This window comes from Variovorax sp. GW458-11-26-14-LB1, assembly GCF_059423965.1.
Map to the genome: position 1 here is coordinate 1 of NZ_JBWKYW010000075.1, position 23,032 is coordinate 23,032.

General features: G+C 69.5%; 20 protein-coding genes. 4 read left to right on the plus strand and 16 right to left on the minus strand.

Annotation, left to right across the window (positions count from 1 at the left end; all coding sequences use genetic code 11):
• The 4 genes from AC07YS_RS30190 to AC07YS_RS30205 all read right to left on the minus strand — a co-directional run.
• The coding region (locus tag AC07YS_RS30190) for a sigma-54-dependent transcriptional regulator (protein WP_495275755.1) at positions 1-1,343 on the minus strand (1,343 nt) is incomplete at its 3' end.
• 5 nt (positions 1,344-1,348) lie between these two features.
• Entirely contained in the window at positions 1,349-3,046 is a 1,698-nt protein-coding gene (locus tag AC07YS_RS30195; RefSeq protein ID WP_495269566.1) for a two-component system sensor histidine kinase NtrB, read from the minus strand.
• Positions 3,043-3,300 (minus strand): PP0621 family protein, encoded by a 258-nt coding sequence (locus AC07YS_RS30200; protein WP_070060105.1) that lies wholly within the window; start codon positions 3,298-3,300, stop codon positions 3,043-3,045. The genes AC07YS_RS30195 and AC07YS_RS30200 overlap by 4 nt, the downstream gene beginning before the upstream one ends.
• Positions 3,297-4,109, minus strand: a complete 813-nt coding sequence (locus tag AC07YS_RS30205) for a cytochrome C assembly family protein (protein WP_056575582.1) — start codon at positions 4,107-4,109, stop codon at positions 3,297-3,299. The genes AC07YS_RS30200 and AC07YS_RS30205 overlap by 4 nt, the downstream gene beginning before the upstream one ends.
• Before the next feature lie 161 nt (positions 4,110-4,270).
• On the opposite strand from AC07YS_RS30205, the gene ffh reads away from it, so the two are divergent.
• Both ffh and AC07YS_RS30215 read left to right on the plus strand, forming a co-directional pair.
• Positions 4,271-5,665 carry a signal recognition particle protein gene (gene ffh, locus AC07YS_RS30210; RefSeq protein WP_070060104.1) on the plus strand — a complete coding sequence of 465 codons (1,395 nt, stop codon included), beginning with the start codon at positions 4,271-4,273 and terminating at the stop codon, positions 5,663-5,665.
• Positions 5,666-5,713: 48 nt separating this feature from the next.
• On the plus strand, positions 5,714-6,049 hold the full coding sequence (locus tag AC07YS_RS30215; RefSeq protein WP_492744412.1) for an ankyrin repeat domain-containing protein: 336 nt from the start codon (positions 5,714-5,716) through the stop codon (positions 6,047-6,049).
• A gap of 90 nt (positions 6,050-6,139) precedes the next feature.
• On the opposite strand, the gene mdoH is transcribed toward AC07YS_RS30215, so the two are convergent.
• The 6 genes from mdoH to AC07YS_RS30245 form a co-directional block, all read right to left on the minus strand.
• Positions 6,140-8,158, minus strand: a complete 2,019-nt coding sequence (gene mdoH, locus AC07YS_RS30220) for a glucans biosynthesis glucosyltransferase MdoH (protein ID WP_139703029.1) — start codon at positions 8,156-8,158, stop codon at positions 6,140-6,142.
• 402 nt (positions 8,159-8,560) lie between these two features.
• Positions 8,561-9,949 carry a sigma 54-interacting transcriptional regulator gene (locus AC07YS_RS30225; RefSeq protein ID WP_139703030.1) on the minus strand — a complete coding sequence of 463 codons (1,389 nt, stop codon included), beginning with the start codon at positions 9,947-9,949 and terminating at the stop codon, positions 8,561-8,563.
• Positions 9,946-10,554 (minus strand): hypothetical protein, encoded by a 609-nt coding sequence (locus tag AC07YS_RS30230; protein ID WP_240531305.1) that lies wholly within the window; start codon positions 10,552-10,554, stop codon positions 9,946-9,948. The genes AC07YS_RS30225 and AC07YS_RS30230 overlap by 4 nt, the downstream gene beginning before the upstream one ends.
• An 84-nt stretch (positions 10,555-10,638) precedes the next feature.
• A complete protein-coding gene (locus AC07YS_RS30235) occupies positions 10,639-12,066 on the minus strand; it encodes a sensor histidine kinase (protein WP_095743632.1) in 1,428 nt (475 codons plus the stop codon).
• Positions 12,066-13,427 (minus strand): tRNA (N6-isopentenyl adenosine(37)-C2)-methylthiotransferase MiaB, encoded by a 1,362-nt coding sequence (gene miaB, locus AC07YS_RS30240; protein WP_159273894.1) that lies wholly within the window; start codon positions 13,425-13,427, stop codon positions 12,066-12,068. The genes AC07YS_RS30235 and miaB overlap by 1 nt, the downstream gene beginning before the upstream one ends.
• An 89-nt stretch (positions 13,428-13,516) precedes the next feature.
• Positions 13,517-13,975, minus strand: a complete 459-nt coding sequence (locus AC07YS_RS30245) for a hypothetical protein (RefSeq protein ID WP_487848065.1) — start codon at positions 13,973-13,975, stop codon at positions 13,517-13,519.
• 184 nt (positions 13,976-14,159) lie between these two features.
• Between AC07YS_RS30245 and AC07YS_RS30250 the strand changes: the two genes are divergently transcribed.
• The gene (locus tag AC07YS_RS30250) at positions 14,160-15,383 is read left to right on the plus strand and encodes an efflux RND transporter periplasmic adaptor subunit (protein WP_206167840.1); all 1,224 of its coding nucleotides are present in this window, start codon (positions 14,160-14,162) and stop codon (positions 15,381-15,383) included.
• Positions 15,380-18,541 carry an efflux RND transporter permease subunit gene (locus tag AC07YS_RS30255; RefSeq protein WP_495269567.1) on the plus strand — a complete coding sequence of 1,054 codons (3,162 nt, stop codon included), beginning with the start codon at positions 15,380-15,382 and terminating at the stop codon, positions 18,539-18,541. Before AC07YS_RS30250 ends, AC07YS_RS30255 begins: the two co-directional genes overlap by 4 nt.
• A gap of 264 nt (positions 18,542-18,805) precedes the next feature.
• Here AC07YS_RS30255 and AC07YS_RS30260 read toward each other — a convergent pair whose 3' ends face one another.
• The 6 genes from AC07YS_RS30260 to AC07YS_RS30285 all read right to left on the minus strand — a co-directional run.
• On the minus strand, positions 18,806-19,498 hold the full coding sequence (locus tag AC07YS_RS30260; RefSeq protein ID WP_495269568.1) for a Crp/Fnr family transcriptional regulator: 693 nt from the start codon (positions 19,496-19,498) through the stop codon (positions 18,806-18,808).
• 45 nt (positions 19,499-19,543) lie between these two features.
• Positions 19,544-20,194, minus strand: a complete 651-nt coding sequence (locus tag AC07YS_RS30265; RefSeq protein WP_492698028.1) for a histidine phosphatase family protein — start codon at positions 20,192-20,194, stop codon at positions 19,544-19,546.
• 22 nt (positions 20,195-20,216) lie between these two features.
• Positions 20,217-20,813 (minus strand): DUF4136 domain-containing protein, encoded by a 597-nt coding sequence (locus AC07YS_RS30270; RefSeq protein WP_390346616.1) that lies wholly within the window; start codon positions 20,811-20,813, stop codon positions 20,217-20,219.
• Positions 20,814-20,887: 74 nt separating this feature from the next.
• Positions 20,888-21,817 (minus strand): tRNA 2-thiocytidine(32) synthetase TtcA, encoded by a 930-nt coding sequence (gene ttcA / locus AC07YS_RS30275; RefSeq protein WP_062477895.1) that lies wholly within the window; start codon positions 21,815-21,817, stop codon positions 20,888-20,890.
• Between the two features lie 52 nt (positions 21,818-21,869).
• The gene (locus tag AC07YS_RS30280) at positions 21,870-22,247 is read right to left on the minus strand and encodes a dihydroneopterin aldolase (RefSeq protein ID WP_495269569.1); all 378 of its coding nucleotides are present in this window, start codon (positions 22,245-22,247) and stop codon (positions 21,870-21,872) included.
• Between the two features lie 14 nt (positions 22,248-22,261).
• Positions 22,262-23,032 (minus strand): SDR family oxidoreductase (locus tag AC07YS_RS30285; RefSeq protein ID WP_495275756.1); only part of this gene is annotated, 771 nt, incomplete at its 5' end.

Below are 23,032 nucleotides of genomic sequence, written 5' to 3' on the forward strand. Positions count from 1 at the left end.
GGGGCGGGCTTGGGCTCGACCGCCGGCGCGGGGGCCGCAGCCACCGCAACGGCGGCTGGCGCTTCAGCGGATTCGTTGCGCTGCGCGGCCGGCATCGGCGTCATCGCACCCATCAGGTCGATGTGCAGCTCGTCGCCGTCGTTCAGTGCCACGGCGCGGTGCAGCAGGTTCTCGAGCTCGCGCACGTTGCCGTCGAGTGGGTGCTGGGCCAGGCGCTGCAACAGCGCGTCGGACAGGCGCGGCACGGGCAGGCCGCCGTCCTGCGCGATGCGCGCGAGCAGCGCGGAGCACAGCGCGGGCAGGTCTTCGCGGCGCTCGCGCAGCGCGGGCACGGCGATCTCGATCACGTTGAGGCGGTAGAACAGGTCCTGCCGGAAGCGGCCGGCCAGCACCTCGGCGTGCAGGTCCTTATGGGTGGCGCTCACGATGCGCACGTCGACCGCGTCTTCCTGCGTCGAGCCGATGGCGCGCACGCTGCGCTCCTGGATGGCGCGCAGCAGCTTCGACTGCATGGCCAGCGGCAGGTCGCCGATTTCGTCCAGGAACAGCGTGCCGTCGCGCGCCGCCTGGAAGTAGCCGTCGCGGTCCTGCGACGAGCCGGTGTACGAGCCCTTCTTGGCGCCGAAGAACTCGGCCTCGAGCAGGTTCTCGGGAATCGCGCCGCAGTTCACCGCGACGAAGGGACCTTCGCTGCGCTGGCTGCAGCCGTGCACGGCGCGCGCGACCAGCTCCTTGCCGGTGCCCGATTCGCCGCGCACCAGCACCGGTGCCATGCCGCGCGCCACCTTGGCGATGCGCGACTTGACCAGGCGCATCGGGTCGGAGTCGCCGACCAGCCGGTCGAGCGCGGTGGCGCCGCTGCGCGTCACCGACAGCACATCGGGGCGTTCGCCGCCGTGACCCGCGGCCTGCGGCGCCGGCTTCTGCGGCACGACCACCGCGGCGCGGTTGGCCTGCACGGCCGACGCCACCACGGCGCGGAACTGCTTCAGGTCGACCGGCTTCGTGAGGTAGTCGAAGGCGCCGGCCTTCAGCGCCTCGACCGCGTTCTCGGCCGAGCCGTAGGCGGTCATGACCACGCAGCGCTCGCTGCGCTGGTCTTTCTGGATGCGGTGGATGATCTCCATGCCTTCGCCGTCGGGCAGCCGCATGTCGGTGATCACGGCGTCGAAGCGGCCGGCCTCCAGGTGCTGCCAGGCTTCGGACACGCTGCCCGCGGCTTCCACCCGGTAGCCTTCACGCAGCAGCGTGAGTTCGTAGAGCGTGCGCAGGTCCGGTTCGTCGTCGATGACGAGGATCTGCGCGGGGCGCGGGGCGGCGGCGGAAGACGGGAGGGAGCTCACGGCCGCTATTGTGTCAGCCGGTTTTCGCTCGGTGCGAAGCTGACGAAGAATTCGTTGCCCTCGGGGCCGCCCGGCACCAGCGCGCGCCGTTCGTAGCCGATGGTGGCGCCGTGGCGCCGGCACAGCTCGCGGCACAGGAACAGGCCCAGGCCGCTGGAACGGCTCTCGGACGAGAAGAAGGGTTCGAACAGGTGACGCTGCACCGCCGGCTCCAGTGGCGCGCCGTCGCTCCACACCAGCAGCGCGGGGCGCTGCACGCCGGCGCGCTGCAAGGTGGTGATGACCTGGATCGCGCCTTCGCGCTGGCTGGCGTAGCGGGCGGCGTTGTCCAGCAGGTTCACCAGCAGGCGGCGCAGGTGCTCGGCTTCGAAGCGCACTTCGCTGCCCTGCGCGTCGAGCGCCACGCGCACGCCCTTGCGCTGGGTCTGGCGTATCCATTCCTCGGCCAGGATCTGCGCCGCCGGGTCGAGCACCAGCTGTTCGCCCAGCGAGAGCACGCGCTGCTGGCGCGCGCGCGAGACGTCGAGCACGTCGTCCACGATGCGCGCCAGGCGCTGCGCGTTGTGCTGGACCATGTCGGTCAGCTTGCGATGCGCCGGGTCGGTCAGGTCTTCGCTGAGCAGCGCGCTGGCCTGTGCGATGGCGGCCAGCGGGTTGCGGATTTCATGCGCCACCGCGGCCGACATGCGGCCCATCGCGGCGAGCTTTTCGGTGCGGATGCGGGCTTCGAGCTCGCGCAGGTCCTGCAGGAACATCACGCACAGGCTGTCGGCGCGCCGGTCGTCGGTGGGCGTGAGCCGGGTGCGCACGCGCACCTCGCGCGCCGCGCCGCGCGCCTGCGCCACCGGGATCTCCTCGGTCTGCGGCGCGCGCCGCGCGAAGGTCTGGCGCGCCAGCGCGGCCAGCGCGTGCCAGGCCGGCTGGGTGTGCAGCGGGAACGGCAGCGGCAGCTGCGCCAGGCCCTGGCCGAGGATCGCGTCGGCCGCCGGGTTGGCGGTGTGCACCAGGCCCTCGGCGTCGATCACCAGCACGCCTTCGGTGAGCGTTTCGATCACCAGGTCGTTGACCTGCGCCTGCATCTGCGCGTGGCTGCGGCTGCGTTGCGCCACCGCTTCCTCACGCGCCAGCCGGCGCGCGAGTTCGTGCGCGAGCAGCGCCACCACGAACAGGCCCGTGCCGGTGAGGGCGGCCTGCACGAAGCGCGCCGAGGCTTCGCCGGGTTGCTGCAGCCAGTGCCAGCCGGCGTCGGCCAGCAGCAGCAGCGTCACGGTGGCCGTGGTGCCCAGGCCGACTAGCAGTGTGCCGAGCACCGCGCTCATCAGGACGGGCAGCGCGAACAGCGGCGTGTAGTTGACGCTGCCGCCCTGCAGCACCTGCAAGGCGCTGAAGATGCCCAGGTCGACCCCGATGGTCAGCAGCCAGAGCGTCGAGAAGCCGCGGATCGGCGGTTCGAAGTGCGCGTAGCGCATCTCCAGCCAGGCCAGCACGAGGTAGCCGCCCGACAGCACGATCGGCAGCGGTTGCACGGCCTGCCCGATGGCGAAGGCCACGCCCTGCAGCAGCACCAGCACAAGCGCCACAAAACAGCGCGCCGCCATGAAGCCGCGCCACAGCCGCAGCAGGGCCGTGCTGTCGCCGGCGCCCAGGTCGAGCACGTCCCAGTCGGTGGCCGGCTCGCCGCGCGACCGGCGCAATGAACTCATGCGGAGGTGCCGGCCTGGCGGTGCGCGGCGCTGCAGAACACCGCGCCGTCCGGCCCGGCGAGTGCGTCGGCCGCGGGCAGGTGCAGCCCGCAATGGGCGCAGCGCACCATCGCCTGCGGCGGGCCGACGGCCGGCGTGCGTTGCTGCGCTTTCTTGGCGCGTTCCTGCTGCGCGTCGCGCATCTCTTCGCGACGGTTCTTGCGCCAGAGCCAGATCGCGACCCACACCACCGCGAGGACGAGCAGGTACTTCATGCGGGCAGGCGCGTCAGCACGACTTCGAGCACGAAGCGCGAGCCCACGTAGGCCAGCAGCAGCAGCGCCGCGCCCGCATACAGCACGCGCCGCGCGGTGCGCCCGCGCCAGCCGAAGCGTGCACGGCCGGTCAGCAGGACCGCGAAGCTGAGCCAGGCGAGCACCGAGAAGATGGTCTTGTGGTCCCACTTCCAGGCGCGGCCGGCGGCGCCGTAGAGCTGTTCGCTGAACAGCAGGCCGGCCAGCAGCGTGGCCGACAGCAGCACGAAGCCCGCCGTCACGAAGCGGAAGGTGAGCCGTTCCAGCGTGAGCAGCGGCACGCCGGCCTGCGCATCGGCGCTGGCGAGGCGAATCTGCTTTTCGGCCCGCGTGATCAGCCAGGCGTGCACCACGGCGGCGCCGAACAGGCCGTACGAGGCGATGCCCAGCGCCAGGTGCAGCGGCAGCCAGGGCGAGGCGCTGACATGCAGCGGCGTGCCCGGGAACAGCAGCGCCAGCAGCACCGCCGCCGCGCCCAGCCAGGCCAGCGCGCGGCGTGCCTTCAGTTGCGGGTACAGGCGGCTTTCGACCGCGTAGACCGTGAGCACCAGCCACGCCGTGACCGACAGCGCCGGCGCAAAACCGAAGCGAGGGTCGCCGCCGATCAGCCCGTGGCCGAGCACCGCAGCGTGCAGCAGCCATGCGATGCCGAGCGCCCATTGGGTGGTCTGGCGGCTGAGCCGCGCACCGGCGGCAGCGGCAAAACCGTAGGCTGCCGCGGTGGCGATGCCCAGTGCCACGCCGAGTGGGGAGGGGATCGCTAAAATCATCGGTGGAGTGTATAGGCTCGCCCCCCGGCTTCGCGCACGTCGCGTCGCTTCGCCCACCCCCGCCGGGGGCACCCCCCGCGAGAGAGCGGGCCCACATACCGCTTCCAGGTTTTCACGACTTTCCATCGGTCCGCTGCCGCGGACAACAAGGTATTTCCTTCATGGCCACCGCCCTCACCGAAAAGTTCTCCCGCCTCGTCAAGACGATGAGCGGCCAGGCGCGCATCACCGAAAGCAACGTGCAGGACATGCTGCGCGAGGTGCGCATGGCGCTGCTGGAGGCCGACGTGGCGCTGCCCGTGGTGCGCGACTTCGTCGCCCGCGTGAAGGAGAAGGCGCTCGGCCAGGAAGTGCTGGGCTCGCTCAAACCGGGCCAGGCGCTGGTCGGCATCGTGAACCGCGAACTCGCCGCCACCATGGGCGAGGGCGTGTCGGACATCAACCTCGCGGCCCAGCCGCCGGCGGTGATCCTCATGGCCGGCCTGCAGGGCGCCGGCAAGACCACCACCACCGCCAAGCTGGCCAAGCACCTGATCGAGAAGCGCAAGAAGAAGGTGCTCACGGTGTCGGGCGACGTGTACCGCCCGGCCGCCATCGAGCAGCTCAAGACCGTCACGAAGCAGGCCGGCGCCGAGTGGTTCCCGAGCACGCCCGACCAGAAGCCGCTGGACATCGCGCGCGCCGCGCTCGACCACGCCAGGCGCCACTACTTCGACGTGCTGCTGGTCGACACGGCCGGCCGCCTCGCGATCGACGAAGTGCTGATGACCGAAATCAAGCAGCTGCACGCCGAGCTCGACCCAGTCGAAACCCTGTTCGTGGTCGATGCCATGCAGGGCCAGGACGCGATCAACACTGCCAAGGCCTTCAAGGAGGCGCTGCCCCTCACCGGCATCATCCTGACCAAGACCGACGGCGATTCGCGCGGCGGTGCGGCGCTGTCGGTGCGTCAGGTCACGGGCGTGCCGATCAAGTTCGCCGGCGTGAGCGAGAAGATCGACGGCCTCGAGGTGTTCGACGCCGAGCGCCATGCGGGCCGCATCCTGGGCATGGGCGACATCGTCGCGCTGGTCGAGCAGGTCACGGCCGGCGTCGACGTCGAAGCGGCGCAGAAGCTCGCGGCTAAGGTCAAGAGCGGCGCGGGCTTCGACCTGAACGACTTCCTCGGCCAGTTGCAGCAGATGAAGCAGATGGGCGGCCTCTCCAGCCTGATGGACAAGCTGCCGCAGCAGATGGCCGCCAAGGCCACCGAGGCCGACATGACCCGCGCCGAGCGCGACATCCGCCGCAAGGAAGGCATCATCCAGAGCATGACGCCGCTGGAGCGCCGCAAGCCCGAGCTGCTCAAGGCCACGCGCAAGCGCCGCATCGCGGCCGGCGCCGGCGTGCAGGTTCAGGAAGTGAACCGCCTGCTCAACGAGTTCGAGCAGATGCAGGGCATGATGAAGAAGATGAAGGGCGGCGGCCTCATGAAGATGATGAAGAAGATGGGCGGCATGAAGGGCATGGGCGGGATGCCCGGCATGGGCGGAGGCGGCGGCAAGCTGCCGTTCTGAGCCCGGCCGCTCGACGCATACATATATAGAGAGGCGCGCAGCCCCGCCATGTCCGCAGGCGACTGGAAAGAGCTCTACCAGGGCGCGCTGACCGGCGACCTCGACCTGGTGCGCTATCACATCGGTGCGGGCGTGAATCCGAACTACCAGCACCCCGAGATCCTGTGCACACCGCTGGTGGCCAGCCTGGTCCAGGGGCACGGCGAGATCGCCAGCTACCTGCTGGACCACGGCGCCGATCCGAACCTGCTGTCTGAATTCGACGGGCTCACGCCGCTGCAGGCCGCCCGCAAGCATGGCCGCGAGGCGCTCGTCGCGGCGCTGGTGGCGCGCGGCGCCCACGCACCCCGTCCGCCGTTCTGGCGCCGCTGGCTGCCCTTCTGAGATATCGATGCGCATCGCGCACCGCCCAGCAAAAAGCCCGCCGAAGCGGGCTTTTTCTTTGGAGCGATCAGTCGCAGGGCGGCGATCGCATCAGGCCGTGGCCAGTGCCGCCGGGCGCGCCAGGCGCAGTGCATGCATCCAGGCGCGGCGCAACACGGCGGGCGAACGCGATTCCTCGGGAATCAGCAGGAAGCCGCGGTCGCGCAGCGTGGTGCCCAGCGCGATCTGGCTGGTCAGCACGGTCAGCGGGATCGCCAGCAGCAGCGGCAGGCCGACGGGCATGAGCCAGATCAGCGCGCTCGGGTCGATCATGGCGACGCCGACGGCCAGCATGGCGATCACCAGCGTCATGGGGGCCAGCTGCGAGGCAGCGACCTTCCACGGCACGGCGGCGGCTTCACGCGGGGGCGACTTCCAGTCGAGCTTGATGCCGGTGAGGGCGACGAGCACGAACAGCGAGTGGGCCAGCATGCGCACCGGGGCTTGCACGATGGCCAGGCCGGCTTCGAGCACCGAGCTCTTCACCAGGCCCCACACACCGCCGTACTGGCGTTGCTCGCCGCGCATCAGCACGGCAGCGATGCCCAGCACGCGCGGCAGGAACAGCAGGCACAGGGTCCAGACCCACAGGCCGGCCAGTTCGGCGGGCAGCACGTTCCAGCTCGACACCAGGCTCGAGCCGCTCAGCCACAGGGCGGTGCCCAGCGTCAGGAAGGCGAGCCACAGCGGGGCCGACACGTAAGCCATGGTGCCGGTCACGAACATCGCGCGGTGCACCGGGTGGATGCCGGGCTCGGCCATCAGGCGGGCGTTCTGCAGGTTGCCCTGGCACCAGCGGCGGTCGCGTTGCAGCTCGGCCAGCAGGTCCGGTGGTTGCTGTTCGTAGCTGCCGACCAGATCGGACACCAGCCACACGTGGTAGCCGGCGCGGCGCATCAGCGCGGCTTCGACGAAGTCGTGCGACATGATGCCGCCCGACATGCCGCCGGTGCCCTTGATCGGGGCCAGCGCGCAGTGCTTCATGAAGGCCTCGACGCGGATGATCGCGTTGTGGCCCCAGTAGTGCGACTCGCCGAGCTGCCAGAACTGCATGCCCAGCGTGAACAGGCGGCCGGTGACGCGCGAAGCGAACTGCTGGGCGCGGGCGTGCAGCGTGACGTGGCCGATGGCCTGCGTCGCGGTCTGGATGATGCCGGCGGTGGGGTTGGCTTCCATCAGCTTGACCATCGAGGCCAGGCAGTCACCGCTCATCACGGAGTCGGCGTCGAGCACGACCATGTAGCGGTAGTCCTTGCCCCAGCGGCGGCAGAAGTCGGCGACGTTGCCGGCCTTGCGGTGCGTGCGGCGGGTGCGCAGGCGGTAGTACACCTCGACCTGCGGCTGGTTGGGGCTTTCGGCCAGCGCGGCGCGCAGGTCTTCCCAGGCGGCGCGCTCGGCGGCGGCGGTCTCGGGGTTGTAGCTGTCGGACAGCACGAACACGTCGAACTGTTTGGCGTGGCCCGTGGAGGCGACCGATTCGCAGGTGGCGCGCAGGCCGGCGAACACGGTGGCCACGTCCTCGTTGCAGATCGGCATGATGATCGCGGTGCGTGCCTCGGGGTTCATCGGGTGGTGGGCCACCTGTTTCGCCGAGAGGGCGTGCTTGTCACCACGCACGGAGACATAGAAGCCCATGAGCGCGGTCACGAAACCGGTCACGACCCAGCCCGAGAGCAGGCCGTACAGGCCGATCTGGCCGTATTCGAGCCAGACGTTGTCGTAGTCGGGTTGCACGCTGGCGAACAGCGACGACGCGATCACGGTGCTCAGCAGCGTGAGCAGCATGAAGGCGAGGCGGCGCTGGCCGGCGGCGCGTTCCCAGGCCTGCGGGGCCGGGGCGGCTTGCTTGGCGGCGGGGGCGCTGTCGGCATTGCGGCCGGCGCCCAGGCGCACGAGCAGCGCGGTGCCGAGGCTGTTCCAGAAACCGCGCCAGGGGCGCGGTGCCATGGAACCGCGGTTCAGCGGCGGTGCGGTGACGGCGTTGGGGTGGCGTTCCTCGCGCAGCGCGCTGCGGCGTGCGAAATCGGATTCGGCGAGGACGTTGAGGTGGGAGAAGTCGTTCGGCTTCATCGGTTCATTCACCAACGTTGCTTGTCGAGGGGGGTGTCGCCAATGGCCGGAAGGCGCTTGAAGACGCAGTCCGTGGCGGCGCCGCCGACGCCGGAGAGCGCGGTCAGCGAATGGCCCGCGGCACGGGGCCGCGAGGAGGAAAACTGCTTTTGACGCAGGCCGTCGCGCTGCGGACGCAGTGCGAAAGATGGGCTGGTAAGTGCTGTCATGCCAGTACAGGGGCAAACCCTGTGCCAGCCTGGAAAAACGCTTTCAAATCAACGACTTGGCGCGATCCAAAACCGTTTTCCGTGGGGGAGGGGCCTGCCGGGCCCACGAAACCCCCGTTTTTGTCGCCGAATCCCGACAAGCCGGGGAGGCCCTCGGGAAACAGCCTTTCAAATCAACGACTTAGGCCTGTCGCTACTCGGCGACAGGGTCGCCACCGGGAGCGACAACGTCGGCCTTGAAGTTGCCCGGCGTGAGCTCGTGCTTCTGCAGCAGGCGGTAGAACTCGGTGCGGTTGCGGTCGGCCAGGCGGGCGGCGTCGGCCACGTTGCCGTCGGTCAGCTTGAGCAGGCCGACGAGGTAGTCGCGCTCGAAACGCTGCTTGGCCTCGGCATAGGTGAGCACCTCCACGCTCGGCACGCGCAGCGCGCGCTGCACCAGCGCCAGCGGGATCAGCGGCGAGCCCGACAGCGCGCAGACCTGCTCCACCACGTTGTAGAGCTGGCGCACGTTGCCCGGCCACGCGGCGGTGGTGAGCGCCTTCAGCGCCTCGGGCGCGAAGCCCGACAGCCGCTTGCCGTACTTGGTCGACAGCTTCTGCAGGAAGTGGTTGGCCAACAGCGGAATGTCCTCGCGCCGCGCCGACAGCGGCGGCAGCGTGAGCGTCACCACGTTCAGGCGGTAATAGAGGTCTTCGCGGAACTGGCCGGCTTCCATCGCGGCGTCCAGGTCGCGGTGGGTGGCCGAGACGATGCGCACGTCGACCTCGATCGACTGGCTGGCGCCCAGCGGGCGCACCGCGCGCTCCTGCAGCACGCGCAGCAGCTTGACCTGCAGCGCGGGCGGCATGTCCCCGATTTCGTCGAGCAGCAGCGTGCCGCCGTCGGCCTGCTGGAACAGGCCCTTGTGGTTGGCGTGGGCGTCGGTGAAGGCGCCCTTCATGTGGCCGAACAGCTCGGACTCGAGCAGCGCTTCGGGAATGGCGCCGCAGTTGACCGCCACGAAGGGCTTGTCGGCGCGTGCGCTGGCCTTGTGGATGGCGCGCGCCAGCAGCTCCTTGCCGGCGCCGGAGTCGCCGCGCAGCAGCACGGAGGCGTCCGACTTGGCGACCATGCGCGCCTCGGCCAGCAGCTCGGCCATGCGGTTGCTGCGGCTCACGATTTCCGAACGCCAGCTGTCGTCGCCGGTCTTGCTCGGCGTGGCCGCCGGGGCGCCGAGCGCCAGCGCCTGCGCGATCTTCTCGAGCAGCTCGCGCGCGTCGTAGGGCTTGGTGAGGTAGGTGAACACGCCGCGCGCCGTGGCTTCGACCGCGTCGGGAATGGTGCCGTGCGCGGTCAGCAGGATCACCGGCAGCGTCGGGTGGCGCTTGCGGATCTCGTCGAACAGTTGCAGGCCGTCGCGCCCGGGCAGGCGCACGTCGCTGAGCACGAGCTGCGGGTGCTCGATCTCGAGCTGGGTGAGCGCGGTCTCGGCCGAGGTGACGGCCGTGACCTGGTAGCCCGCCGACACCAGCCGCATCGAGAGCAGCCGCAGCATGTCCGGGTCGTCATCGACCACGAGGAGGCGGGCACCAGCTGTACTCATGGGTTGGATCTGCTTCCGTTGGAGGGCGTGGGGGCCGGCGTGTTCGGCCGGGCGAAGCTGCGCTCGATGGCGCGCAGCGCCTCGATGCGCTCGTTGAGCTGGTCGATGCGGCGCTGGCTGTCGCGCAGCTGCTGCACCTGCTTGTCGCGGTCGTCTTCGACGCGGCGCTGCTCGACATAGCGCGCCGCCAGCGCCCGCGCGAGCGGATGCAGCGGCTGCGCCTCGGGGGCCGGGTTGGCGATCACGCGCTGCAGCAGGCCCAGCGCGCGCGCCAGGTCGGCCGGCACGCGGGTCTGCGCGAGCAGGATCGCCAGCTGCATCTGCGCCGCGGGCGTTTCGCCCTGTTCGCCGACGCGCGCAATTTCGGCGCTCAGGTCGGCGCCGCCCAGCGGGCGCACCTTGTCTGCGTAGGCCAGCATGGTCGCGACGGGGCCTTGGGTGAGCTGCGTGAAGAGCGAGGCCGGCTGCGTGGCCGGCGCGCGGGGCTCGGCCTCGACCGGCACCACGCGCGGCGCGGCCACGGGCGGCGGCAGCGCGTCGGCTTCGGCCGGCGGCTTGGGCTGGGAGGCGCAGGCCGCCAGCAGCAGGGCGCATGGCACGGCCATGGCCCCGGCGAAGGTGGATCTGCGGACGAACGAAAGGAACATGGGTCGAAAAGGCGCGGGGCGGTGTGGGTGGGGTGTCCGGGGTCAGGTCGTGCGCGGCAGTTCGATGCGAAAGCGTGCACCGGGGCCGTCCGGCAGCAGGGCGATGCGGCCCCCATGGGCTGCAATGTACTCCTGCACGATGGAAAGTCCGATGCCGGTGCCTTTCACCGTGTGCTCGGGCTGGCGCTCGCCGCGGAAGAAGGGTTCGAAGATGCGGTCGCGGTCGTTCACGGCAATGCCGGGGCCGGCGTCGCACACGTCGATGTGCACCGCCTCGGGCGTGCCCGACACGGCCAGCGTGATCACGCCGCCGGCGGCCGAGAAGCGGATCGCGTTCGACAGCAGGTTGGCGATGGCGGTGCCGAGCTTGGTGCGGTCGACCGTGAGGGCGATCGGCTCGCCCTCGGCGCGCACGCGCAGGCCGTGCGCCTGCCACTGCAGGCGCTGGGCCTCGATCTGCTCCTCGATCAGCGGCAGCAGCTCGGTGCGCTCGCGGCGCAGCTCGCGCGCCTCGAAGGCGGCGGCGTTGAAGCGCAGCAGCGCCTCGATCTGGTTCTGCAGCGACACGGTGTTCTGCTGCAGGATCTGCGCGACCTCGAGCTGCGCCGGGTTCAGCGGGCCGGTCACGCCGTCCTCGAGCAGCGACACGCCTTCGCGCAGCGCCGCCAGCGGCGTCTTCAGCTCGTGCGACACGTGGCGCAGGAAGCGCGCCTTGTCGGCGTCGAGTTCGGTCAGGCGCAGGCGCAGCCATTCGAGCTGCTGCGACACGCGCCGCACGTCGGCCGGGCCGCGAATGTCGATGGGCTCGTCGAGCCGGTTCTGCCCCAGGCCGACGATGGCGTTCTCGAGCCGCTTGAAGGGGCGCGCCAGCCAGATGCCGAAGGCCAGCGCCAGCGACACAGCCAGCACGCTGGCGGCCACCACCTCGCGCATCAGCCGGCGGCGCGCGTTCTCGATGCGCTTGGCCAGCGCGTCGTTCTGCGTTTCGATCAGGAACTGCGCCTGCTGGGCGATGTTGGTGTTGAGCGCGTCAAGTTCGCGGAACTGCATCGCCATCGTGCTTTCGCGCGCCAGGGCGCTGTCGGGGCTGCCGCCGAGCAGCCCTTCGATCACGCCGAGCTGGCTGCGCCACATGTCGATGCCGGCGGCCGGCAGGCCGTTGCGTTCCAGGCGCTCCAGCACCTGGTGGGCTTCGCGCGCCGCCTCGTCGAAGCGGCGGCGCAGCACGGCGTCGTTGAGCACCAGCGACTGGCGTCCCGCGCGCTCCATGGCCGCGCTGCGTTCGGCCAGCGACTGCGAGGCGCCCGACAGGCGCAGCGCGCGCGCGGCGGCGTCGCGGCTTTGCGTGACGAGCGCGTCGTACTGCAGCACCGAGCGCAGCGCCACGCCCACCAGCAGCGCGGTGATCAGCAGGAAGGCAAACAGCAGGAGCTGCTGGAACGAGCCCCGGACGGATGGACGTTTCGCCATCAGTGGGCGAGCGCCGTGGCGGCAGCAGCCAGGGCCGATTCGCGCGTGACCACCTCGCCGCGCAGCGTGTAGGCCAGCGAGCGGGTGATGCGCAGGTCGGCCATCTGGCCCACGAGGCGGGCGTCGCCTTCGAAGTTGACGACGCGGTTGCAGGCGGTGCGGCCCATGAGTTCGTTGGCGTCCTTGCGCGAGGCGCCCTCGACCAGCACGCGCTGCGTGCTGCCCACCAGCGCATCGCCGAAGCGGCGCACGTTGCCGTCGATCACGCGCTGCAGCGTCTGCAGGCGCGCCAGCTTCACCTCGTGCGGCGTGTCGTCCTGCAGCGCGGCGGCGGGCGTGCCGGGGCGCGGGCTGAAGATGAAGCTGAAGCTGTTGTCGAACTGGCAGTCGTCGATGAGCTTCATCATCTTGTCGAAGTCGGCATCGGTCTCGCCGGGGAAGCCGACGATGAAGTCGCTGGAAAGCGCCAGGTCGGGGCGGATGGCGCGCAGCTTGCGCACCGTGCTCTTGTATTCCATGGCGGTGTAGCCGCGCTTCATGGCCATGAGGATGCGATCGCTGCCGTGCTGCACCGGCAGGTGCAAATGCGAGACGAGCTGCGGCACCTTGGCGTAGGCCTCGATGAGCCGGGGCGTGAACTCGTTCGGGTGGCTCGTGGTGTAGCGGATGCGCTCGATGCCGGGGATCTCGGCCACGTACTCGATGAGCAGCGCGAAGTCGGCGATCTCGGCGGTGTCGCCCATCTTGCCGCGGTAGGCGTTCACGTTCTGGCCCAGCAGCGTGATCTCGCGCACGCCCTGGTCGGCCAGGCCGGCGATCTCGACCAGCACGTCGTCCAGGGGGCGGTTCACTTCCTCGCCGCGGGTGTAGGGCACCACGCAGTAGCTGCAGTACTTGGAGCAGCCTTCCATGATCGACACGAAGGCGGTCGCGCCTTCCACGCGCGCGGGCGGCAGGTGGTCGAACTTCTCGATCTCGGGGAAGCTGATGTCCACCTGCGGGCGGTCCAGCCGCTCGCGGTCGTTCAGCATCTCGGGCAGGCGGTGCAGCGTCTGCGGGCCGAACACGATGTCGACGTAGGGCGCGCGCGCGATGATGGCCTGGCCTTCCTGGCTCGCCACGCAGCCGCCCACGCCGATCTTCACGCCCTTGGCCTTCAGGTGCTTCACGCGGCCGAGGTCGGAGAACACCTTCTCCTGCGCCTTCTCGCGCACCGAGCAGGTGTTGAACAGGATGAGGTCGGCCTCGTCCACGTTCTGCGTGGGCTCGTAGCCCTGGGCGGCGTGGAGCACGTCGGCCATCTTGTCCGAGTCGTACTCGTTCATCTGGCAGCCGAAGGTCTTGATGAATACTTTTTTCATGGGGAGCTCTCTGTGCCCTTCGCAAAGAGGAAGGGCTGCGAGGCGCGCGTGGCGCCCGCGGATTTTTGCTTGCTTGCGGCCCGGCCGCGTTACTGCGTGTTCAGCGTGTCGTTCGAGACGAACGGCCAGATGTTCAGGAACGGCTTGTTCAGCGATTCGCGGCTGGCCATGGCCTCGTCGGGCGTCAGGATCCAGACTTCGCGCAGCAGCCCGGCGGCGTCGCGCGTGTAGTTCACGAGGTACTTCTGGCCGACGATGGCGCCGGGCATGACCAGCATGTTCTGCGGGCTGCGGATGCGCGCGCCGGCGCCCAGGCGGTCGGCCCGGCCGTCGAGCTCGACGTCGGGGGCGCTGGTCACCATGAACTTGCCGCGCAGCGTGCCGATGGGGAAGTTGCGCCCGCCATTGAGCGACTCGTTCTGGGTCTGCGGACGGGGCACCTCGTCCTGGGCGCTGGCGTGGAGGGAGAAAAGACCTGCGGCGCCGGCAAGGGCTGCGCAAAGGGCGAGGGAGGTGAGTGTTTTCGTGGGTGTCTTGCAGCGGTTCATGGGGTATATCCAGAGGCTGTGGACCGGCGATTTTAGCGAGGGGGTGTTTTCCCTCATACCGGGTGCAGCGGGTGGTGCGGGGGCTTTGCGTCGGCCTGCTTTACATTTCTTTACGGCGCCCGTGAACACCGTGCGTCGGCCACTGCTCCAATAGCTGCTGTCAGCCCAAAGTGCACAAGAACCCATGAAGAAATCTGCCGCCTTCGCCCTCGCGGGCGTGTTGATCGTAGCCGTCGCAGGCGGCTGGTGGCGCATGTCGGGCGATCGGCCCGTCACGAAGGACACGAAGGATGCCAAGGCCGCGAACGCCGGGCCTCCCGCCGCGCTGGTCACGCTGGCCACGGCCGAGAAGCAGGACGTTCCGGTCACGGTGCAGGTCAACGGCAGCGTGGTTTCGCTCAACAGCGTCGACCTGCGCCCGCAGGTCACCAACACCGTGAGCGCGGTGCATGTCAAGGAAGGCCAGTTCGTGAAAGCAGGGCAGCTGCTCTTCACGCTGGACGACCGCAACGACCAGGCCAACCTGGCCCGCGCCCGGGCCCAGCAGCAGAAGGACGAGGCCACCATGGCCGACCTGGAGCGCCAGTACAAGCGCAGCCAGGACCTGGTGGCGCAGAACTTCATCGCCAAGAGCGCGGCCGATGCCACGCTGTCGCAGCTCCAGGCGCAGCGCGCCGCCGTCGCGGCCGACCGCGCGGCCGTGCAGTCGGCGCAGGTGGCGCTGGGCTACGCCACGCTGCGCGCGCCCATCGCGGGGCGCATCGGCGCCGTGAACATCTACCCGGGCACGCTGGTGCAGCCCACGCTGTCGCTGGTCACCATCACCCAGCTCGACCCGATCGCCGTGAGCTTCCCGGTGCCCGAAGGCAACCTGCAGGACCTGCTGGCCGCGGCGCGCACGCGCGCCAAGGTCGAGGCGCTGGTCACGGGCCGCCGCGAGCCGCTGTTCGGCACGCTCGACTTCGTCGACAACACGGTCGACCCGCAGATCGGCACCGTGCGCGCCAAGGCTGTGTTCGCCAACGCCGACCAGAGCCTGTGGCCCGGCCAGTTCGTCAACACGCGCATCACGGTGCGCATGCTCGACGGCGTCACCGTGGTGCCGGCCGCGGCGCTCATGATGCTGTCCGACGGCGCCACGCTGTACGTGGTCGATGCCGAGCGCAATGCGGCGCGCCGCCAGGTCAAGGTGCTCCACACCTTCGGCACCAAGGTGGCCGTGAGCGGCGTGACGCCCGGCGAGCAGGTCGTGATCGAAGGCAGCCAGAACGTGCGCCCGGGCGGCAAGGTGCGCATCGACGTGAAGGCACCGGCCGGACCAGGCGGGGCGCCTGCCAACGGCACCACGGGCGTCACGCCCGGCAGCGCCGCTTCGTCGGATGTTCAGCCGGCACGAGAACGCGCATGAACATCTCAGAGCTCTGCATCCGCCGTCCGGCGATGACGGTGCTGCTGTCGGCGGCCGTCGTGGTCATCGGCATCTTTGCGTACTTCAGCATCCCGGTGGCGGCGCTGCCCAGCTACAACACGCCGGTCATCAACGTCAACGCGCAGCTGCCGGGAGCCAGCCCCGACACCATGGCGAGTTCGGTCGCGCTGCCGCTCGAAAAGCAGTTCTCGACCATCCCCGGCCTGCAGACCATCAGCTCGGTGAACACCCAGGGCGTGAGTTCGCTCACGCTCGAATTCGTCAGCAGCCGCGACATCGACGCCGCCGCGGTTGACGTGCAGGCCGCGCTGCTGCGCGCCCAGCGCCAGCTGCCGCAAGAACTGACGCAGCTGCCCTCGTACCGCAAGGTGAACCCGGCCGACGCGCCGGTGCTGTTCATCGCGCTGATCTCGCCGTCGATGAACCCGTCGGAGCTCAACGACTACGCCGAGAACCTCATTTCGCCCACGCTCTCGACCATCGACGGCGTGGCGCAGGTGGGCGTGTACGGGCGCAAGGCCTTCGCGGTGCGCATCAAGGCCAACGCCGACCTGCTCAACGCGCGCAACATCACGCTCGACGAGCTGGCCAAGGCGGTGAATTCGGCCAACGCCAACACGCCGGTCGGCACGCTCGACGGCCCGCGCCAGACGCTCACCATCCAGGCCAACCGCCAGCTCATGAAAGCGGCCGACTTCGCCAAGCTGATCATCGCGCAGCGCAACGGCGCGCCGGTGCGGCTGGACGAAGTGGCCACGCTCGAAGACAGCTTCGAGTCGGTCAAGACTGCCAGCAGCTTCAACGGGCAAGACTCGATTTCGCTGGCCGTGCAGCGCCAGCCCAACGCCAACACCGTGCAGGTGGTGGACGCGGTGCGCGCGCTCATCCCGCGCTTCAAGGCCGAGCTGCCGCAGTCGGTCGAGATCCACATGGTCAACGACCGCTCGCTCTCGATCCGCGAGGCGGTGCACGACGTGCAGCTCACCTTGCTGGGCACCATCGCGCTGGTGGTGCTGGTGATCTTCCTGTTCCTGCACCGGCTGGTGGCCACGCTGATTCCGGCGGCCACCATTCCCATTTCGCTCATTGGCGCGGTGGCGCTGCTCTACGCCTTCGGCTACAGCCTGGACAACGTCTCGCTGCTGGGCATCACGCTGGCCGTGGGCCTGGTGGTGGACGACGCCATCGTGGTGCTCGAGAACATCATGCGCTACGTCGAGAAGGGCATGGAGCCGATGGCCGCCGCCCTGCGCGGCGCGCGCGAGGTGGGCTTCACCATCGTGTCGATCTCGATCTCGCTGGTGGCCGTGTTCATCCCGATCTTCTTCATGCCCGGCGTGATCGGCCTCTTGTTCCACGAGTTCGCCGTGGTGGTGGCGCTGGCCGTGCTGGTGTCGGCCGTGGTGTCGCTCACGCTCGTGCCCATGCTCGCGAGCCGGCTGCTCAAGCACGTGCCGCGCAAGGAAGGCGCACTCGACCACGAGGAAGAGCACCCCGAGCCCGGCACGGCGATCGGCCGTGCCTTCGAGCGCGGCTACCGCGCCGTGCACGGCGGCTACATGCGCACGCTCGACTGGACGCTCGGGCACCGCGCGCTGATGCTGGTCATGGCGGGGCTGACCTTCGTGGTCACGGCCTGGCTCTTCATCAGCATTCCCAAGGGCTTCTTCCCCGAGGAAGACATCGGCCAGATCCAGATCACCACCGAGGCGGCCGAAGACATTTCGTTCACCGCCATGAAGGCGCTGCAGGACCGCGTGGCCGCCGCGCTCAAGGCCGACCCGAGCGTGGACTACGTCAGTTCCTTCGTCGGCGTGGGCGGCCCGACCGCCACGCAGAACTCGGGCCGGCTGTTCGCGGTGCTCAAGCCGCGCAGCGAGCGCCCCAAGATGGCCAAGGTGCTCGAGTCGCTGCGCCAGCGCTTTCGCGAGATTCCGGGCATTGCCGTGTACATGCAGCCGGTGCAGAACCTGCGCCTGGGCGGGCGCCAGAGCAAGGCGCGCTTCCAGTACACGCTGCAGAGCGTCAATGCCGGCGAGATGGTGCCGTGGTCGACCAAACTCATGGAGCGCATGCGCGCCGACCCCGACTTCCGCGACGTGACGAGCGACTCGCAGAACCGCGGCCTGCAGGCCACGCTGGAGATCGACCGCGACAAGGCCGGCGTGCTCGGCGTGGCCGTGGGCGACCTGCGCACCGCGCTGTACAACGCGTACGGCGACCGCCAGATCGGCAGCATCTACGGCGCCAGCAACACCTACCAGGTGATCCTGTCGGCGGCCGACAGCGACCGCCAGTTCGAGGAAGACGTGGCGCGCCTGTCGGTGCGCAGCACCACCGGCAAGCTGGTGCCGCTGTCGGCTTTCTCGACCGTCAAGCGCACCGTGGGGCCGACCTCGGTCAACCACCAGGGCCAGCTGCAGGCGGTGACGGTGTCGTTCAACCTCGGCCCCGATGTGCCGCTGGGCAACGCGACCGCGAAGATCGACCGCTTCAAGGACGAGCTGAAGATGCCGCAGTCGATCATCACGACCTACGGCGGCGATGCGGCGGTGTTCCAGAGTTCGCAGTCGAGCCAGGCCGTGCTGCTGGTGCTCGCGGTGCTGGTCATCTACGTGCTGCTGGGCGTGCTGTACGAGAGCTACATCCACCCCCTCACCATCCTGGCGGGCCTGCCCTCGGCGGCGGTGGGGGCGCTCATCTCGCTGAAGCTCTTCGGCTTCGACCTCACGCTGATCGCGACCATCGGCATCCTGCTGCTGATCGGCATCGTGAAGAAGAACGCGATCATGATGATCGACTTCGCCCTCGACGCGCAGCGCACCGAAGGCATGCAGCCGGTCGACGCGATCCGCGAGGCCTGCCGGCTGCGCTTCCGCCCGATCCTCATGACCACGCTGGCCGCGCTGATGGGCGCGCTGCCGCTCGCGCTGGGACTGGGTGCCGGCGCCGAGCTGCGTCAGCCGCTGGGCGTGGCGGTGGTGGGCGGGTTGATCTTCTCGCAGGTGATCACGCTGTACATCACGCCCGCGATCTACCTGGCGCTCGACCGCTACAGCGGCAGTGGGCCGATGGTGGAACTGCCGGGCGAGGCGAAGGCCGAGGCTGCGGCGGGGCACGCGGCCTCGCACGCTTGACGGCGGTTCAAATCACACGCCTGACGGCGATTCAAAAGATGCCGGATGGCCATGAGCGTGAGCCACCCGGCCAGGAAGGACTTGTGCAGTCCAGCGCTAAGCCACACCCGGACCATCGCCCATTGAAGGCGCTCCGGCCTCTCTCCTCAACGGCTCTCTCCATTCCCTCCGCCGCTGCTCTTCCCATGTGTGTGACGGGATGAATGATCGCGAGGGGGTGAGGGTGTCGACGGTATCCAGCGATACAGGAAGCGGGCTTTTTCCTTACGGTGTCGCGTCGCGGAAACGATGCAGGGCCGGCGCATTCGGAATGCTGACCTGCCGGGCCCGCGTTTCAATGAGCCCTTCTCTCGCCAGCGCATTCAACGTGCGCGTGACGGTGACACGGCTCAAGGCCGTCATGGCGCCGATCTGCTCGTGGGTCAGATCGACGGTGAGTTGTTTCGGTGCCTGCTCCGATGGCGGGCGCGCCACCCGCAGCAGCAAGTCGATGACCCGCTCCTTGGGCGCCGCCGAGGCCACCCCGGCGAGCTTGGCCACGATCATGTGGTTCTTGAAGCCGAGCAGCTGGATCAACGAGGTCGCGAGTTCGGGCAGCGCCGAAAACTGCTGCGCGACATCCGCCGGGCGGTAGCGGCTGAGAAGGGCCGGCGCGACCGCCCGGGTCGTCGTCGGCCGGGGGCTGTCGGCAAACGCCGGGCCTTCGCCGAAGATCGCACCCGGCCCGAAGATCTCGAGCAGGAACTCCGCGCCGTTGCTTCTGTGGATCGTGGAATGCACGAAGCCCGATCGCAAGAGATAGAAGTAGTCGTGCCGTTCGCCTTCGCGCGCAATGGTGTCGCCGGCTTCCAGGGTGACGAAGCTTCCCAGGTGCGTGGCGTCGATCCACGGCGCGGACAGCGACTGGGAGGCGTCCCAGCTGGCGTAGGCCGAGGGCGTGGGGTTCGTTTTTCTCATGGGAGCGTCTTGCCCGGGGCGAAGAGAGGCAAGCGGCTCACCCCACTAGGTCGTGGTCTCGTCCAGCGGCGCGTCCGTCGCCAGGTGCGCGATGTCGCTCCAGCCGACGAGGCTGAAGCCCTCGGGCGTCCACAGCATGCGGTTGATGGCCGCGTTGCCGAGCTGCCAGGTGCGCGGCGCCTGCAGCTCCTGGCGCGTGGCGGCGCGGTAGAGCACGTCCATCACGCCGCCGTGGGCCACCAGCACGACCAGCTGGCCCGGGTGGCGCGCGGCGATGGCCGAGGCGGTGCCTGTCACGCGGTCGCGAAAGGTCAGCAGGCTCTCGCCGCCGCCTTCGGGCTCGAACTCGGGGTCGCGCTCACGCCAGCGGCGCGCGTCCTCGGGCAGCGTGGCCTCGATCTCGGCGAAGCTCATGCCCTCGAAGCGGCCGAAGGCGCGCTCGCGCAGGCCCAGGTCGGGCTGCACGGCGAGGCCGTGGGGCTCGGCGATGGCCTGGGCGGTCTGCCAGGCGCGCGAGAGGTCGCTGGCATAGACCGCCGCGATCGGCTCGTCCGCCAGCGCCTGCCCGGCGCGCTGCGCCTGCCAGAGGCCGGTGGCATTGAGGCCGATGTCGAGGTGGCCCTGGATGCGGGTGTCGACGTTCCAGGCGGTCTCGCCGTGGCGCACGGCGATCAGGCGGGTGAGATTGGCTTCCATCCGTCCGAATTCTAGAAGTGCGTCATTTCTTGGCGGCCGGCGTGAGCTCGATGTTCACGCGGCGCTCGCCCGGCGGCGGGTTCGGAAAGCCCTGCAATGCGGCCTCGAACATCACCGGCAGGATCGCCGCGCTCGAGCTGTAGGGGCCGTCGTTGCGCGCGCGGGTCTCGTACACCACGCGGTGGCTGCCGCCCGCCTCGCGCAGCACGAGGCTCACCTCGCGCTGGTACCAGGGGTTGGCCGGCGGCGTGAACATCGGGCCGCCGTACCAGCCGCTGCCATACCAGCGGTGGCCGTAGTAGCCGCCGTAGCCGTAGCCCCAGGGGCCGGGCCCGTACAGCCACGGATCGGCCCAGGGCGACAGCGCCGCCGTGACGCGCGCGCCGATCTGCGCCGTGTACTGCGGCCTTGTGTCGTCGCGGCGCAGGCCGACCTTGTCGAGCGCGGCCGCGGCCATGGCCTCCAGGCCTTCCTGGCGCGCCGTGTCGGCCTGCTGCGAAGGCAGGCGCTCGAAGCGGTAGGTGGCGCCGGGCGGCACGGTCGTGCCCGGCGTGGCAAAGCTCTTGACGTTGCTGTCGACCACCCAGGAGGTGGCGCAGCCGCTCAGGGTTGCTACCAAAAATAGAGCTGAAAATGCACGATACATAAGGGTCTCCGGGCCTGCGGCCCTCAAAGTCCCCTGGGTTGCCCGAGTCAGCCCTGGACGATGCGCAGGGCCGAGGGTGCCTGGGAGAGCAGGTCGAAAGCGGGCGTGTCGAAGGCCTTGTCGCCGTTCTCGTCGGCCACGCCCGTCGCCTTCAGACCCTGGAAGTCGTGCAGCGTTCCGTCCAGCAGGTGCGAAGGCACGACGTTCTGCAGCGCGGTGAACATGTTTTCCACGCGGCCGGGGTACTTCTTGTCCCACTCGCGCAGCATCTCGCCGACCTGCTTGCGCTGCAGGTTTTCCTGGCTGCCGCACAGCGTGCAGGGAATGATCGGGAACTCGCGGTGCTGCGCCCAGCGCACCGTGTCCTTTTCGGCCACGTAGGCCAGCGGGCGGATCACGATGTGCTTGCCGTCGTCGCTCACCAGCTTGGGCGGCATGCTCTTGAGCTTGCCGCCGAAGAACATGTTGAGGAAGAAGGTCTGCAGCATGTCGTCGCGGTGGTGGCCCAGCGCGACCTTGGTGGCGCCCAGCTCGTCGGCCACGCGGTACAGGATGCCGCGGCGCAGCCGGCTGCACAGGCCGCAGGTGGTCTTGCCCTCGGGGATCACGCGCTTGACGATGCTGTAGGTGTCCTGGTTCTCGATGTGGAAGGCCACGCCGAGCTCGCTCAGGTACTTGGGCAGCACCTCTTCGGGGAAGCCGGGCTGCTTCTGGTCGAGGTTGACCGCGACGATGTCGAAGTGGATGGGCGCGCGCGCCTTCATCTTGAGCAGGATGTCGAGCAGCGCGTAGCTGTCCTTGCCGCCCGAGACGCACACCATGACCTTGTCGCCCTCTTCGATCATGTTGTAGTCGACGATGGCCTGGCCGACCTGGCGGCACAGGCGCTTCTCGAGCTTGTGCGTCTCGCGTTCGATCTTCAGCGAGTTGGAGGGCGCACCGGCTTCGGGCGTATCGTCGATCCAGACGGCGTTCATTGGGGGGCTACTTCGGGCAAATCAGGGGAAAGACCCCCGATTTTGCCTTGGATCACCATTCCCCGGCTTCGATGCGGATGGCGACTTCGCAGTCGTCGAAGATTTCGAGCTTGGCGATCTTCACGCGCACGCCCCGCACGCCGGGCAGTTGCAGCAGGCGCTGCGCGAGCTTGCCGATCAGGCTTTCGAGCAGGTTGACGTGCTCGGCGGTGCACTCGTCGATGATGATGCGGCGCACCTTGCGGTAGTCCAGCACGTGGAAGATGTCGTCGTCCTGCGGCAGCAGCGGCTGCGGGCCGAGGTTGAGCTCGGCGTCCACCAGGATCGGCTGCGGCGCGGTCTTTTCCTGCTCGAGGATGCCCAGGTTGGCGTCGAAGCGCAGGCCATGGAGGGTGAGTGTCTGGTGGCCGTGCGGTGTGTTCGTGGACATGGTGGTGGTGCTCGTCACATGAGCGAGAAGTCGCGCTCGAATTTCATGAGGTGCTGGCCGCCGTCGACGAGCAGCGTGGTGCCGGTGATCGAGCTGTTCTCCAGCGCGAACTTCACGGTGGCGGTCACGTCGTCCGGCGTGGACGAGCGGCCCAGCGGCGACAGCTTGTGCAGCTGCGCGAACTTGTCGTCATCGAGCATGTGGCTCGCCAGCGTGAGGCCGGGCGCCACGCCCACCACGCGCACGCGCGGCGCCAGCGCCAGCGCCAACATGGGGGTGGCGGCTTCGAGCGCGGCCTTGGAGAGCGTGTAGCTCAGGAAGTCGGGGTTCGGGTTCCACAGCTTCTGGTCGAGCAGGTGCACCACGGCACCGCCCTGCGCGTCGCGCCGGGCCAGGTGGTCGTGCAGCGCCTGCGCCAGCAGGATGGCCGCGCCGGTGTTGCTGCGCGCGTGGCGCTCCATGAGCGCGTAGCTGAAGCTGGCGGCGTCGTCGTGCTCGAAGAGGGCGGCGCTGTGCACCACGGCATCGACAGCGCGAAAGCGCGCCGCCACGCGCGGCAGCAGGGCGCGGGTGGCCTGCTCGTCGGCCAGGTCGGCCTCGAACAGGGCCGAGTCGCCCGAGCGCGCGCCGCAGTCGGCCACGGTCTGCTCGGCCTCGGCCCGCGAGCTGCGGTAGTGCACCGCCACCTGCCAGCCGCCCGCCGCGAGCGCCAGCGCGATCTCGCGACCCAGCCGGCGGCCCGCGCCCGTGACGAGGACGGTGCGGCGGCGATCGGGGGAGGAGGG